16 protein-coding genes and 1 pseudogene are annotated in these 13,872 nt (G+C 68.9%); 10 read left to right on the top strand and 7 right to left on the bottom strand.

The genetic code is table 11. The annotated features are described in order from the left end of the window. Nucleotides 1-159 precede the first annotated feature (159 nt). Complete coding sequence (locus ACT6S0_RS12310; RefSeq protein ID WP_444764117.1) at nucleotides 160-759, top strand: chalcone isomerase family protein; 600 nt, start codon at nucleotides 160-162, stop codon at nucleotides 757-759. Here ACT6S0_RS12310 and ACT6S0_RS12305 read toward each other — a convergent pair. Further along, nucleotides 740-1,381, bottom strand: coding sequence for an HAD-IA family hydrolase (locus tag ACT6S0_RS12305; protein WP_444764116.1), 642 nt, complete (start codon nucleotides 1,379-1,381; stop codon nucleotides 740-742). The genes ACT6S0_RS12310 and ACT6S0_RS12305 overlap by 20 nt on opposite strands. 119 nt (nucleotides 1,382-1,500) lie before the next feature. Between ACT6S0_RS12305 and ACT6S0_RS12300 the strand changes: the two genes are divergently transcribed. Continuing rightward, nucleotides 1,501-2,007 carry a heme-binding protein gene (locus ACT6S0_RS12300; RefSeq protein WP_444764115.1) on the top strand — a complete coding sequence of 169 codons (507 nt, stop codon included), beginning with the start codon at nucleotides 1,501-1,503 and terminating at the stop codon, nucleotides 2,005-2,007. Nucleotides 2,008-2,011: 4 nt separating this feature from the next. Here ACT6S0_RS12300 and alaC read toward each other — a convergent pair whose 3' ends face one another. Next, nucleotides 2,012-3,241, bottom strand: coding sequence for an alanine transaminase (gene alaC / locus ACT6S0_RS12295; protein ID WP_444764114.1), 1,230 nt, complete (start codon nucleotides 3,239-3,241; stop codon nucleotides 2,012-2,014). A gap of 92 nt (nucleotides 3,242-3,333) precedes the next feature. Here alaC and ACT6S0_RS12290 point away from each other — a divergent pair, with 92 nt between their 5' ends. From ACT6S0_RS12290 to ACT6S0_RS12280, 3 genes are read left to right on the top strand one after another with little or no spacing between them, the layout of a single operon-like run. After that, entirely contained in the window at nucleotides 3,334-4,011 is a 678-nt protein-coding gene (locus tag ACT6S0_RS12290; protein ID WP_444764113.1) for an alpha/beta hydrolase family protein, read from the top strand. 9 nt (nucleotides 4,012-4,020) lie between these two features. After that, a complete protein-coding gene (locus ACT6S0_RS12285) occupies nucleotides 4,021-4,929 on the top strand; it encodes a carbohydrate kinase family protein (protein ID WP_444764112.1) in 909 nt (302 codons plus the stop codon). Then, nucleotides 4,926-5,834, top strand: coding sequence for a pseudouridine-5'-phosphate glycosidase (locus tag ACT6S0_RS12280; RefSeq protein ID WP_444764111.1), 909 nt, complete (start codon nucleotides 4,926-4,928; stop codon nucleotides 5,832-5,834). Before ACT6S0_RS12285 ends, ACT6S0_RS12280 begins: the two co-directional genes overlap by 4 nt. Here the strand turns inward: ACT6S0_RS12280 and ACT6S0_RS12275 are convergent, their stop codons facing one another. From ACT6S0_RS12275 to ACT6S0_RS12265, 3 genes are read right to left on the bottom strand one after another with little or no spacing between them, the layout of a single operon-like run. Then, a complete protein-coding gene (locus tag ACT6S0_RS12275; protein WP_444764110.1) occupies nucleotides 5,835-6,308 on the bottom strand; it encodes a low molecular weight protein-tyrosine-phosphatase in 474 nt (157 codons plus the stop codon). It abuts the gene before it with no gap. 1 nt (nucleotide 6,309) lies between these two features. Next, on the bottom strand, nucleotides 6,310-7,014 hold the full coding sequence (gene rpe / locus ACT6S0_RS12270; protein ID WP_444764109.1) for a ribulose-phosphate 3-epimerase: 705 nt from the start codon (nucleotides 7,012-7,014) through the stop codon (nucleotides 6,310-6,312). Between the two features lie 33 nt (nucleotides 7,015-7,047). Then, entirely contained in the window at nucleotides 7,048-7,650 is a 603-nt protein-coding gene (locus ACT6S0_RS12265; RefSeq protein ID WP_444764108.1) for a TetR/AcrR family transcriptional regulator, read from the bottom strand. A 146-nt stretch (nucleotides 7,651-7,796) separates the two neighbouring features. Here ACT6S0_RS12265 and ACT6S0_RS12260 point away from each other — a divergent pair, with 146 nt between their 5' ends. Further along, nucleotides 7,797-8,657, top strand: a complete 861-nt coding sequence (locus tag ACT6S0_RS12260) for a fasciclin domain-containing protein (RefSeq protein ID WP_444764107.1) — start codon at nucleotides 7,797-7,799, stop codon at nucleotides 8,655-8,657. Nucleotides 8,658-8,980: 323 nt separating this feature from the next. After that, a complete protein-coding gene (locus ACT6S0_RS12255; protein WP_444764106.1) occupies nucleotides 8,981-9,433 on the top strand; it encodes a fasciclin domain-containing protein in 453 nt (150 codons plus the stop codon). A gap of 128 nt (nucleotides 9,434-9,561) precedes the next feature. Here the strand turns inward: ACT6S0_RS12255 and ACT6S0_RS12250 are convergent, their stop codons facing one another. Then, nucleotides 9,562-10,173 (bottom strand): DNA-3-methyladenine glycosylase I, encoded by a 612-nt coding sequence (locus ACT6S0_RS12250; protein ID WP_444764105.1) that lies wholly within the window; start codon nucleotides 10,171-10,173, stop codon nucleotides 9,562-9,564. Further along, nucleotides 10,170-10,928 carry a substrate-binding periplasmic protein gene (locus ACT6S0_RS12245; RefSeq protein ID WP_444764104.1) on the bottom strand — a complete coding sequence of 253 codons (759 nt, stop codon included), beginning with the start codon at nucleotides 10,926-10,928 and terminating at the stop codon, nucleotides 10,170-10,172. The genes ACT6S0_RS12250 and ACT6S0_RS12245 overlap by 4 nt, the downstream gene beginning before the upstream one ends. 62 nt (nucleotides 10,929-10,990) lie before the next feature. Between ACT6S0_RS12245 and apaG the strand changes: the two genes are divergently transcribed. From apaG to ACT6S0_RS12230, 3 genes and pseudogenes are all read left to right on the top strand, one after another. Next, nucleotides 10,991-11,365 carry a Co2+/Mg2+ efflux protein ApaG gene (gene apaG / locus ACT6S0_RS12240; RefSeq protein WP_444764103.1) on the top strand — a complete coding sequence of 125 codons (375 nt, stop codon included), beginning with the start codon at nucleotides 10,991-10,993 and terminating at the stop codon, nucleotides 11,363-11,365. Next, nucleotides 11,362-13,341, top strand: a complete 1,980-nt coding sequence (locus ACT6S0_RS12235) for a site-specific recombinase (protein WP_444764102.1) — start codon at nucleotides 11,362-11,364, stop codon at nucleotides 13,339-13,341. Before apaG ends, ACT6S0_RS12235 begins: the two co-directional genes overlap by 4 nt. Before the next feature lie 283 nt (nucleotides 13,342-13,624). Then, nucleotides 13,625-13,872 (top strand): annotated as a pseudogene (locus ACT6S0_RS12230) (transglycosylase); the annotation flags it as partial.

The following is a 13,872-nucleotide window of genomic DNA, read 5'->3' as shown; positions in this document are numbered from 1 at the left end:
CAGCGACGCCAGGGCCAGGCTCCCCGGTCGCTCGACCCCGTGATGTACTTCCGCGTGATGAACATGATCGGGTCAGTGTATCAGCGGGTTTTTCGCCTCCACGCGCCATACTTCGGCTCACGAAGATGCCGCCATCGCGGCACGATAACGGAGCGAGATATGCGCGCATTCATCGTCGCGGCCCTGCTGGCTGCGGGCAGTCTGACGGGGGGAGTCGCCTCGGCCCAGGTGGTCGAGGTCGCCAATGTGAAGTACGAGCCGGCACTGGACTTGGCTGGCCAGAAGCTGCAGCTCAACGGCGCCGGCATCCGCTACAAGTTCGTCGTCAAGGTCTACACGGCCGGCCTGTACCTGACCCAGAAGGGTGGCTCGACGGCCGAGGTGCTCGCCGCGCCCGGCCCCAAGCGCATCCATATCCAGATGCTGCGTGACATCGACGGCAACGAGCTGGGCAAGCTCTTCGTCAAGGGCATGGAAGCCAACGCGCCGCGCGACGAATTCGTCAAGTCCATCAACGGCGTGCTCAAGCTCAGCGAAATCTTCGCCAGCCGCAAGCAGCTCAACAGCGGCGACAACTTCTCGGTCGACTACGTGCCCGGCCTGGGCTCGACGCTGTTGCTGAATGGCAAATCCGTCATGCCCGAGCCGATCAAGGAGCCGGAGTTCTTCACCGCGCTGCTGCGCATCTGGCTGGGCGACAAACCTGCCGATGACAACCTCAAGGATGCCCTGCTCGGCATCAAGAAGGCACGCCGCTGAGCCTCATCTCGTCCAGCCGGTCCAGATGCTGCAGTGCCGGGACCGTGCGGATGTCCTCGCCGTGGTTGTAGCCATAGGTCACCAGCACCAGCGGGCAGCCTGCCGCGCGCGCCGCTTCGGCGTCGTTGCGTGAGTCGCCCACCATCCAGGTTGATGCGGGCGGCTGCCCCAAGGCCTCGCAGGTCTTGATCAGCGGCAGCGGGTCGGGCTTCTTGCGCGCGAAATCGTCGCCACCGAAGACGTGGCGGAAGTAGCCGTCCAGCCCCTTGCGGCGCAGCAGCTCGCGCGCCGGCGCGGCGGGCTTGTTGGTCAGCACGGCCAAGGGCAGGTCCAGCGAGCGCAGCAACTCAAGCCCTTCGATGACGCCCGGATAGACAGCCGCGTGCTCGCCGTTGACGGCCGCGTAGTGGCGCTGGTAGAGCACCCAGGCGCGGTCGAACTGCTTGGTTTCGCCGCCAGCCTCGGCCAGCGTCATGCGCACCAGGTGCTCGCCGCCACGGCCAATGGTGCGCTCGATGAAGTCGCGTGTGACGCCCGGCAGGCCCAGGTCGGTCAGCGTCAGGCCGATCACGGCGATGAAGTCGCCGAGGGTGTCGACGAGCGTCCCGTCCAGGTCAAGCATGCAGGCCTGCACGGGCGGTTGAAAGTGCGGGGAGGGCAAGGACATCAGCTTGATCACGTCATGAAACTGCGGCTCACTACTATCGGCCATCGGCCATTCCGCAAGAGGTATCCACTAGCATGGACAGGACATTGAAAGCGCCCGCGACCGTCGCCGCCTGTGCGGCACAGGAAAACGCCCTGGTGTTCGACCGCCTGAATGCGGCGGATGCCATGGCCATCGGGCAGTCCATCCTGGCGCTGTCGCTGGAATGGTTTCCGGGCCGCCCCATCGCCATTCACATCGAGAAGGACGACCATCCCCTGTTCGTCTACTTCATGGACGGTACGGGCGCCGGTCATGCCGACTGGGTCATCAAAAAGAAGAACGTGAGCCGAAAGTTCGGCCACAGCTCGTGGATGGTGCGCCAGCAGTTCCTGGAGCGTGGCGCCGATTTCAACAAGGACACCGGGCTGGACCCGGAGCTGTTCCGCGCCGAGGGCGGGGCGGTGCCGCTGGTGGTGCGCGGCAAGGGGCGGATCGGCACGCTCATCGTGTCGGGCCTGGACGGCTGGGAAGACCATGTGGTGGCGGTCGGCGGGCTGCAGCTGTGGCAGAGCCACAGCATCGCGTCGCCCAACCGATGAGCCTTCAGGCGGCGGGCTGCTTCATCAGCCCATCCGCCTTGAACATCGCCTTGATGCCCCGCACCGCCTGGCGGATGCGCGACTCGTTCTCGATCAGCGCGAAGCGCACATGGCCGTCGCCATGGTCGCCGAAGCCGATGCCGGGCGACACGCAGACCTTGGCCTTTTCCAGCAGCTGCTTGGCGAACTCCAGCGAGCCCAGCTCACGGTAGGGCTCGGGGATGGGCGCCCAGATATACATGCTGGCCTTGGGGCAGTCGACCTGCCAGCCGGCTTCGATCAGGCCTTTGTAGAGCACATCGCGGCGGCGCTGGTAGCTCGCCGCAATGTCTTTCACGCATTGCTGGTCGCCCTCCAACGCGGCGATGGCGGCCACCTGCAGTGGCGTGAAGGTGCCGTAGTCGTGATAGCTCTTCATGCGCGCCAATGCGGCAACGAGATCGGCATTGCCGACCATGAACCCGACGCGCCAGCCGGCCATGTTGTAGCTCTTGGACAGCGTGAAGAACTCGACGGCCACGTCCTTGGCGCCGGGCACCTGCATGATGGACGGCGCGACATAGCCGTCGAAGACGATGTCGGCATAGGCCAGGTCATGCACGACGAGGATGTCGTGCTTCTGGGCCAGAGCGATGACGCGCTCGAAGAAGCCGATGTCCACGCATTGCGCGGTGGGGTTGGACGGGAAGCCGAACACCATCATCTTGGGCTTGGGGTAGCTGCCGCGGATGGTCTTCTCCAGCTCGGCGAAGAAGTCGACCTCGCTGCTGACCGGAATGGCGCGGATGTCGGCGCCGGCGATGACGGCGCCGTAGATGTGGATGGGGTAGCTCGGATCGGGCACCAGCACGGTGTCGCCGCGGTCCAGGGTGGCCAGCATCAGGTGGGCCAGGCCCTCCTTGGAGCCGATGGTGACGATGGCCTCGTGGTCGGGGTCGATGGCCACGCCGTAGCGGCGTTCGTACCAGTGAGCGATCGCGCGGCGCAGACGCGGGATGCCTTTGCTGGCCGAGTAGCCGTGGGTGTCGGGTCGTTGCGCGACTTCGGCAAGCTTGGCGACGATGTGCGCCGGCGTGGCCCCGTCGGGGTTGCCCATGCTCATGTCGATGATGTCTTCGCCGCGCCGGCGGGCCGCCAGCTTGAGCTCGGCGGTGATGTTGAAGACGTAGGGCGGGAGGCGGTCGATGCGCGCGAAACGGCGCTTGCCGCCGGCAGCGGAAGGGGAAGAGGTCATTGGCAGTGTCACGTGAGCGCCCGGAACCGTCCGAGCGACGTGGGCGGCTTGGCGCCGCACCGCGGGCGACTCTAGCGCACTAAGCTGGCGGCATGGACGCACCCGAACCCCTCACGCTGACGGTTGACGACCGGACCACCGTCTCCGCGCTGTGGCTGCAGCCGCCCACGCCGCGCTGGACCTATGTGTTCGCGCACGGGGCCGGTGCCGGCATGGAACACAGCTTCATGGTCGCGCTGTCGCAGGCACTGCACGATCACGCGGTCGCCACGCTGCGCTATCAGTTTCCTTACATGGAGCGCGGTTCCAGGCGGCCCGATACGCCCGCAGTCGCCCACGCTGCGGTACGTGCCGCCGTGGCGGCGGCACGGGCGCGCCTGCCCGGCACACCGCTGTTCGCGGGCGGCAAGTCCTTTGGCGGCCGCATGGCCTCGCAGGCCCAGGCCGCGGCGTCGATGCCCGGTGTGCGCGGGCTGGTGTTTGTCGGCTTTCCGCTGCACCCCGCCGGCAAGCCGGCAATCGAGCGGGCCGCGCACCTGGATGACGTGAAGGTGCCGATGCTGTTCCTGCAGGGCACGCGGGATGAGCTGGCGGCGCCGGACTTGCTGCTGGGTGTCGTGCGGCGCCTGGGTGACCGGGCCGTGCTGCACGTCGAGGACGACGCTGACCACGCCTTCCATGTGCGGGCGCGCAGCGGGCGAACCGATGCGCAGGTCGTGCAGGCACTGGCCGTGGCCATGGCCGGGTGGGCCGAGGGCCAGGCTTCCTAGAATCCGGCGATGAGCACAACTGCCGCCCCCATCGTCTGCATCGGCGGCCTCAACATCGACCGCAAGCTCAAACTGCTGTCGAACTCCCTGCAGGGCTCGTCCAACCCCTGCGAATCGCATGAGACGCCCGGCGGCGTCGTGCGCAACGTGGCCGAGAACCTGGCGCGCCTGGGCCTGCCGGCGGCCCTCGTCGCGGCCGTGGGTGACGACGCTGGCGGCCGCATGCTGCTGGAGCAGGCCGCCACCGTCGGCATCGACACGCGCGCCGTCATTCGCCTGCGCCGCCATGCCAGCGACAGCTATACCGCCGTGCTGGCGCCGGACGGCAGCCTGGAACTCGGACTGGCGTCGATGCCGCTTGTCGAAAGGCTGAACCCCTGGGCGCTGGAGGCCAGCAAGGCGTTGCGCGCTGGCGCGGCCCTGGTCGTCGCCGACGGCAACCTGCCCACCGACGCCTGGCCGCTGCTGCTTGGCGAGGCCCGCGCCAGCGGCATCCCGCTGGTGGGCGTGGCCGTGTCCGAGGCCAAGATGGAACGCCTTCCCGAGCGCCTGGATGGCCTGCACCTGCTGGTGTTGAACTTGGGCGAGTTGGCCACCATCGCCGCCGATGCCAACGCGGCCTTCGACGCGCTGCATGCGCGCGGCGTCGGCTGCGTGCTGGTCTCCAAGGGGGCCGACGGCCTCTTGCTCAGCGAGCGCGAGCACGCGCCGCGCCACTGGCCGGCGCCGCGGGTCCATGTCGTCGACGTGACCGGCGCGGGCGATGCACTGTCGGCCGGCGTCTGCGCGGCGCTGCTGCGCGACTGCGACGACTTCGACGCCGCCGCCCGCCTTGGCCTGGACCTGGCCGCGCTGACGCTGCAGACGACCGACAGCGTGCACCCCGAACTGACTCCGAGGTTTCTGGAAGAACGATGAATGAACTGATCCAACTCTCGCCCGAAGTGGCGGCCGCCCGTGAGCAGGGCCGCCCCGTCGCCGCCCTCGAATCGACCATCATTGCCCACGGCATGCCCTGGCCGCAGAACCTGGAGACGGCGCGCGAGGTCGAGGACGTCATCCGCATCGAGGGCGCCGTGCCGGCCACCATCGCCGTGATCGGCGGCCGCATCCGCGTCGGCCTGACCGATGCCGAGCTGCAGCAGCTGGCCCAGGCGCCCGACGCGATGAAGCTCAGCCGCCGCGACCTGCCGTTTGCCATCGCGACCGGCAAGCTCGGCGCGACCACGGTGGCCGCGACGATGATCTGCGCCCACCTTGCCGGCATCGAGGTCTTCGTCACCGGCGGCATCGGCGGCGTGCACCGCGGCGGCCACGAGAGCTTCGACATCTCGGCCGACCTGCAGGAGCTGGCGCGCACGCCGGTGGCCGTTGTCTGCGCCGGCGCCAAGTCCATCCTCGACCTGGGCCTGACGCTGGAGTACCTGGAGACCCACGGCGTGCCGGTGCTGTCGGTCGGGCAGGACAATTTTGCTGCCTTCTTCACGCCCGACAGCGGGCTCAAGGCTGACTTCCGCATGGACGATGCGGCCGAGCAGGCGCGCTTCATCCGCGCGAAGTGGACCCTGGGCCTGCACGGTGGCGTCGTGGTCAGCAATCCGGTGCCGGCCGCCCAGGCCATGCCGCGCGAGGAAATCGACGCGATCACCGCCCAGGCACTGGCCGAGGCCGATGCCCAGGGCATTGTCGGCAAGGCGATCACACCCTTCCTGCTGGCGCGCATCAAGGCGCTGACGGGCGGCCGCAGCCTGGTGACCAACATCGCGCTGGTCAAGCACAACGCGGCGGTGGGGGCGCGCCTGGCGCGCGCGCTGCAGGCCTGATCAATCCAGCTTGAGGCGCCCCTCGCGGCTTTCGGCCAGCAAGCGCTGGGCGGCGCGTTCCAGCATGCCGATGACGACATCGAAGCCCGCGACCGGGCCGAAGTAGGGGTCGGGCACGTCCTCGCCGGCCAGCTCGGGCACGAAGTCGGTCAGCAGCTGGATCCTGGCGTGGTGCTCGGGGGCGGCCTTCTTGCGCAGGGTCTCGGCATGCTCGCTCTCCATCACCAGCACGAGGTGGTACTGGCCGAGGTTCTCGGGCTGTACCCGCTGCGAGCGCCACTTGCGCTCGACGCTGTAGTTATGGCGCGCGAGGGCCGCGGCGGCGCGCGCGTCCACCGGGCCGCCGCGTGGGTCGGCATGCACGCCGGCCGACGTGATGGTCTTGAACACCTCGCCCAGCCTGGCCTTGAAGATGGCTTCGGCCATCGGCGAGCGGCAGATGTTGGCGGTGCAGACGAGCAGGAGGGCGGCCATGTCAGGCTGCTTGCGCCAGCTCGGCGCGCATCGCATCAATGACGGCCTTGTAGTCGGGCTTGCTGAAGATGGCCGAACCGGCGACGAAGGTGTCGGCGCCTGCCGCGGCGATCTCGCGGATGTTGTCGACCTTGACGCCGCCGTCGATCTCCAGGCGGATGTCGCGGCCTGTCTCAAGTTGATGGGCGTCGATGATCTCGCGCGCCTTCTTCAGTTTTTTGAGCGCCGACGGAATGAAGCTCTGCCCGCCGAAGCCGGGGTTCACGCTCATCAGCAGGATCACGTCGACCTTGTCGATGACCCACTCCAGCATGTCCAGCGGCGTGCCCGGGTTGAACACCAGGCCCGCCTGCTTGCCCTCGGCCTTGATGAGCTGCAGTGTGCGGTCCACATGGGCGCTGGCTTCGGGGTGAAAGGTCACCACGTCGGCGCCGGCGCGGCAGAAGGCCTGGGCCAGGCTGTCGACCGGCTGCACCATCAGGTGCACGTCGATGACGGCCGGCGTGCCGTCGGGCTTGACGGCATGCCGGCGCAAGGCCTCGCAAACCATCGGGCCGAAGGTCAGGTTGGGTACGTAATGGTTGTCCATCACGTCGAAGTGGATCCAGTCGGCGCCCGCGGCCAGCACGTTGCGGACCTCCTCGCCCAGGCGGGCGAAATCGGCGGACAGCAGGCTGGGGGCAATGCGGTAGTGGGGGGCGGCCATGGCCGCGGATTCTAGAAGCGCGGCCGGCGCCGGCTAGGTGGCCAGGCCCTTCAGCCAGGTCCGCACCAGCCAGCCGACGATCTGCTCGTCGCTGTGCGCGCCGCTGGCGCGGATGGCCGTCAGCACCGGATCGCAGGCGCGGGCGAACAACGTGTAGAGCACCAGCTCGGGGGGCAGCGCGGCGTCGACATGGCCCTCGCGCTGGGCTTCGACGATCCAGCCGCCCAGCTCGTCGGACAGCTGCATCAGCCGGTCCATATAGGCCTTGTCCTGCGTCAGCGCGGCGCGCAGCGTCGAGTTTTGCGACGGCAGGATCGGCATCTGGCCGGCGATCTGCTGCTCGTAGCTCCAGCGCGCCACGGCTTCCAGCCGCCCCAGCGCATTCGGCGGCAGCGCGCGCAGGCGCGCCAGCTCGTCCAGCGCCCGGTCCAGCACGCGCACCATGGCCGCAGCGGCCAGCTCTTCCTTGGACGTGAAGTGCTTGTAGAGGCTGGCCTTGGCGATGCCGACATCGGCGACCACGGCGTCCACCGTCATGGCCTCGAAGCCCTTTTCGGCCAACAGCCGGTTGACGGAGGCCACGATGGCCTCCTCGCGTGCCAGCAGCACCTGTTCGCGGAAGCGGGGGCGAGTCATGAGGCTGATTGTAAAACCGACGCGGCCAAATCCACACCGTTTGGTATGCATGAGTCCTAGGTATTCGCAAAATAGACCATGCTGTTGACTAAATGAACTGCAGAGTTCACATTAGGGCGTGTTGAGTTTTTTGCGAGGTCTGCGCGATGCTGGACTGGCTGCAACTGTTGAATCCCCTGCGTCACCACCACCTGCTGCCCCCCGGCGCTGCGGGTGCAACGGCGCTGCCTTGCGCCCAGTGGCTGGTGCCGGTGCTGGCCGCGGCGCGACTGGCAGGTCCGCCCTCGGCGACGGCCGCGCTGACGCTTTTGGCGCCCAGCGACCAGGCCTTGCGCGCGGCCGGCGTGGTGCCCGGCGAACTGCCCCGCAACGAACTGCAGCATTGGCTGATGCGCCACCTGAGCGCGGACGACGCACGCAGCGGGGGCCTGCTACAGATGCTGGACGGACAGTTGCTGCGGCCGGGAGGCACTGCGCGGCAGTGGCGTGACAGCGCCGGCGGGGTGGTGCAGCAGCTCGGCCGGACCGGCGAGGTTGCCGGGCTGCGGGTGCTGGTCGTCGACCGCGCGCTGCCGGCGGTCACTGCCTCGCTGTGGGAACGCATCGCCGCCGACCCCAACCGGCGGCGCTTTGCCGCAGCGCTGGAACATACCGGCCTGGCCGCGCTGCTGAACTGCAACGGCCCCTTCACCGTGCTGGCGCCGTCGTCCCGCGGGCTGGCACGCGCCGCCGCGCGGCTCGGACTCAGCCCTGCCGCCTTGTGGGCCGACCGGACCCTGCTGACCCGGCTGCTGTCGGGCCACCTGCTGCCCGGGCGCCTGCCGAGCAGCGCGTTCCCCTGGGGTGGCGCGATGCACACGCTGGCCGGGCAGACGCTGCAGTGGAGCGCGCTGGGCCTACTGCGCAGCGGCGACCTGCTGCTGCCGCTGGTAGCAGGCAGCGACGTGAGCTGCAGCAACGGCGTGCTGCACTGCCTGGACGAGGTACTGCTGCCGCCCGACGACTGAGCAGCCCTTTTCCCATTCCTTCCGATGTCTTGTCGGCCCGCCCTGAAGGGTGTGCTGGTTCCGCTCAGCCCGAACGGAGATGAAGTGAGTTTGCAAGTCCTTTGGTGCGGCCTCGCCGCCGCCTTGCTAGCCGCTGCCGCGCACGGTGCTCCAGTACCACGCGCTGGGTGCCAACCTGCCTCTGGCCGCGATGCCGCTGCAGGGCGGCATCTTCAAGTCACCGACGGCCGCAACCCCATCCTGCCCAGGCTCTGAATTCCTCGTCCCCCCCCCGCGGGCCAGCCGGCCCGCTTTCATCCCCTGTGCTTTCACCGGAGTTTTTCATGAAGACCTTCATCGCCATCAGCCTGCTCTCCCTGGCCGCCAGCGCTGCCCAAGCCAAGGACATCGTCGACACCGCCGTCGCCGCCGGCAGCTTCAAGACCCTGGCCACGGCACTGCAGGCCGCCGGTCTGGTCGATACCTTGAAGGGCCCCGGCCCGTTCACGGTGTTCGCGCCGACCGACGCGGCCTTCGCCAAGGTGCCCAAGGCCGATCTCGACGCCCTGCTCAAGGACAAGGCCAAGCTGACTGCCGTGCTGACCTACCACGTCGTGCCGGGCAAGGTCATGGCCAAGGACGTCAAGTCCGGCAAGGTCAAGACCGTCCAGGGCAGTGAGCTGACCGTGTCGACCAGCGGCGGCGTCATGGTCGACAACGCCAAGGTGACGGCCACCGACATCGCCGCCGACAACGGCGTGATCCACGTCATCGACAGCGTCATCATGCCGAAGTGAAGCCCCTCGCCCAGTCGCGCCGCGCTGAACGCGGGCGCGTCTGGCCGGTCTTGCAGACCGCGCAGTCGCAGTGGCTGCCCTTCGGCAGCCACGACAAGTCCACTGGGGGCACGGCGCGCGGCCCGAATTCAACGCGGGCGCTTGAAGGCGTCCCGCGCTTTCTGCGCTTCTGCCCAGTGGTGGCAGCCAGGCTGGTGATCGTTGATCAGGCCCATGGCCTGCATCAGTGCATGCACGGTCGTCGGGCCGACGAACTTCCAGCCGCGCTTCTTCAGGTCCTTGGACAGGGCCTCGGAGGGCGGCGACTGCGACAGGTTGTGCGCCACCGAGTTCTTCGGCGGCTCGAAGCGCCACAGGTAGGCCGCCAGCGAGCCCTCGGCGGCCACCAGCTCGACGCAGCGGGCGGCATTGTGGATGGCGGCCTCGATCTTGCCGCGGTGGCGCACGATGCCGGCATCAAGCAGCAGGCGGTTCACGTCGGCCTGGCCGAACTGCGCGACCTTGTTGAAGTCGAAGCCGGCAAACGCCGCGCGGAAGGCCTCGCGCTTGTTCAAGATGGTCCGCCACGACAGGCCGCTCTGGAAGCCCTCCAGGCATAACTTCTCGAACAGGCGGAAGTCGTCGGCCACCGGCCGCCCCCATTCCTCGTCGTGATAGCGCAGATAGGTCTCGTCGCCGGGCGCGGCGGCGCACCAGGCGCAGCGCGGCCGGCCGTCAGGCGGCAGGTACAGGGGTTTCATGGGGAGCGGTATTTCTCGGCCAGTTGGCGCAGCGTGCCGTCGCGTTCCAGCCGGCGCAGCGCCAGCGTCAGCCTTTCCTCATGCGCGGCCGGGAGGTCGGCCCGCAGCGCCAGGTATTGCGCTTCCTCCTGGAAGACCGTGCGGCCGAACCGGAGCTTCTCGCTGAGCCGGTTGTCGCTGACATGACGCTGCAGGTTGATGTCCTGGCCATAGATGACATCGGCGCGGCCCAGCGTCAGCATCTGCAGGGCCTCGCGCTCCGACGCCACCTCGGCAATGGCCACCCCGGCGGCGACGAGCCGGCGCGCCAGCGCGGTGCCACGCATGACCAGCACCCGCTTGTCGCGCCCGGCCGCGGCCAGATCGGGCAGGCTGTCGAAGTGGCGCGCATCATCGGCACGCTGCAGGACGACATGGCGGATGGTGTAAAGCGGCACCGCGGCATAACGCCACTGTTTCTCGCGCTCGGGCGACTTCAGCAGGCAGAAGAAGGCATCGACCAACCCCTCGGCCAGCAGCCGCTCCACGCGCTTCAAGGGCACCTGCTGGTCCAGCCCGGTGAAACGCAGGCCGGGGTCGAGCCGCTCGACCGCGCGCAGCACCTCCATGCACAGGCCCGGCCGCGAAGCGGCGCCGTCGGGGTCGTACTTGACCAAGGAGCCGCTCTGCTGGGCGGTGCGCAGCTGCAGTTCCTGCGCGCTGGCGGCAGCCGCCAGGCTCAAAAGCCAGCTCAGCAGCCAGAGACCGCGGAGCACTTAGGATCAGACTTCCCAACAAACATGCGGCGAGCATAGCTTTCGACGCCGAGAATCACCTGATGGCGAACCCCCGTTTCAGTTGCAGCGTTGTCGTGCAGGCCCTTCCCGAGCAGACCCACCTCGAGCAGGGCCTGTACGCCTTCAGCTACACCGTCACCGTCGAGAACACCGGCGACGTGCTGGGCCAGCTGATCGGCCGGCACTGGGAAATCACCGATGCGCGCGGCCAGCTGCAGGTCGTCGACGGCCTGGCCGTCGTCGGCCACCAGCCGGTGCTGGCACCGGGGCAGAGCTTCCAATACAGCTCCTGGGCCCAGATCGGCACGCCGCAGGGCACGATGCGCGGCCGCTTCCTGTGCGTCACGGAAGCCTGCGACATCTTCTTCACCGACGTCGCCGAGTTCCTCTTGGCGGACAGCGCCAGTTTGCATTGACGTTCAGCAACAAAGCCTGGGACCTCACCGCGCTGCTGAACGCGGCCGACCCGCAGGCGCAGCTGGCCGAGCGCAATCTGTGGCTGGTGCGCCTGCTCGAATGGCTGCGGCACGCGCCGCGTGAGGAAGCCGTCAAGGCCCTCGGCACGCCGCGGCCCATCGTGCGCCTCAAGCACCTGCTCAATGTGCTGGAGCGCCACCCCGAGCACGCCGCGGCGTTTTCCGGGGTCATCGGCGGCGTCTGGAACGATGTCGACGCGGTCGCGCTGTTTGCCGAAGTCGGCTTTGCGCCGCGCATGGCGCTGTGGAGCGAATTCCTCGGCCGCCTGCGCCGCCGCCTGCTGCCGGCCACCACCGACACGCGTGACCTGGCGGAACTGTTCGAGCTGCTGTTCGGCGACGAGACCGACGAGGACTGGATCGCCGCCATCGACGACGAACTGCTGGCCCGGCTGAGCCTGCTGTTCTCGACCGCACCCGATGGCGACTGGCGCATCGAGATGCGCGCCGCGGTCACCGTGCTCGTCAGCAGCGTGCATGCAGTGGGCCTCTCCGGCGCGCTGCGCGTGCGCATGGACGAGCTGACGCTGCAGGACCGGCCGTTTCACAAGCTGCCCGCCGCCTGGGAGGCCGTCGAGCGCGCGCTGACGGGCGACCCCGCCGGACTGGCGCCGGCCATGCAATACCTGCACGCGCTGCTGGACCGCTGCCGCGCGGCCGCGCAGACCGTGCCGGCGCACCTGGAAGCGCACGGCGTGTCGGTTGACCTGATGTTCTCCGTCGAACAGCTGGGCGCGCGGCTGGACCGCATCGAGGCGCTGCTGGCCTGCCTGCTGTCCAGGCAACCGCAGCGCGAGCTGCTGCGCCTCGTCGCCGGCCTGGTGCGCGTGGTGCACGAGCGGCGCAGCCTGCGCACGCTGTTCGCACGCCACTACTCGCTGCTGGCGCGCAAGGTGGCCGAGCGCAGCGCCGAGACCGGCGAGCACTACATCACCCGCAGCCGCAGCCAGTACCGCGACATGCTCAGGCGCGCGGCAGGCGGCGGCGCCTTGCTGGCCGGCACGACCTTTCTGAAGTTCGCCATCGCGCTGCTGGGCTTCACCGCCTTCTGGGGCGGCTTCTGGGCCGGCGTGAATTACGCGTCGTGCTTCGTCCTCATTCACCTGCTGCATTGGACGGTGGCGACCAAGCAACCGGCCATGACGGCGCCGGCCATGGCCGACAGGCTGCTCTACATCGACCGGGACGACGGCGTGGTCGGCTTTGTCGACGAGGTGACGCATCTCGTGCGCTCGCAGGCCGCCGGCATCATCGGCAACCTCAGCGTCGTCGCGCCGCTGGTGCTGGCCGTGCAGGGGCTGTGCTGGCTGGCCTTCGGCATGCCGCTGGTCGGCGAGCGCGAGGCCGAGTACGTGCTGAACTCGCTCAGCCTGTTCGGCCCGTCGCTGCTGTTCGCGGCCTTTACCGGCACGCTGCTGTTCGCGTCCAGCCTCATCGCGGGCTGGGTCGAGAACTGGTTCGTCTTCCATCGTCTGGACAGCGCCATCGCCTGGAACCCGCGCATCGTCGGCACCGTGGGCCAGGCGCGCGCGCGCGCCTGGTCGCAGTGGTGGCGGGCCAATATCTCCGGGCTGACCGCCAACATCAGCCTCGGCCTGATGCTGGGCCTGGCACCGCCGCTGCTCGGCTTCATCGGCCTGGACCTGGATGTGCGCCACGTCACGCTCGCCACCGGCCAGCTCGCCGCGGCCGTGGGTGCGCTCGGTGTCGGCGTCATGGCCACCTGGGCGTTCTGGTCCTGCGTGCTGTGCATCATCGGCATCGGCATGCTCAATGTCGGCGTCAGCTTCTTCTGCGCCTTCAAGGTGGCGATGCGCTCGCGCGGGGTGCGCCTGGCCGACCGCAAGCGCGTCTACGCGGCCATCCGCGCGCGGCTGCGGCGCCAGCCGATGAGCTTCCTGGTGCCGCCGAAATGAGGCCCCTCGTCCAAGGCCTACCTTGGCCGGTCCCCCGAGGGGACGACGATGCTTGCCGGATCGACCGGCAAGCACATCGTCAAGACGGGCCGGCTTGGGAGCGGCCCGGCGCTCGGCCCGCCAATCTTGGCAGTGCTGGAGAGATCAGGTGTCGTCGCGGCGCTCGCCCTTCTTGCGGCCGGAGAACATGGTCCACCAGACGATGAAAGCGAGGATCGCGAGCGCGCCGAGGGCTTCGAGCAGGAGGAGGAGCATGGGTCTGTGGGCGCGGGGAGGGCTGGCGGTGATTCTAGGAAGCCTGGCGGCCTGCTCCTCGCCGCCGCTGCAGCCGCCCAGCCCTTCGCCCGGCCCGGCCGTCACGGCCCCTGCACCCAAGGCCGCCGCACGCTGGGTCACCGTCGGCTGGCAGGACCTGCCCGGCTGGGGCGGCGACGACCTGCTGGCCGCCTGGCCGGCCTTGCTGGCCAGTTGTCAACGCCCCGCGCCCGGCTGGGCCGAGTTCTGCGCCCGCGCCGCGCTGCAGCCGCCTGC

Origin of the sequence: Roseateles sp. (assembly GCF_052436255.1) — a bacterium.
Lineage (GTDB): Bacteria > Pseudomonadota > Gammaproteobacteria > Burkholderiales > Burkholderiaceae_C > Pelomonas.
The sequence above is the reverse complement of the archived record's forward strand: the minus strand, read 5'-3'. Positions and strand labels throughout refer to the sequence as shown.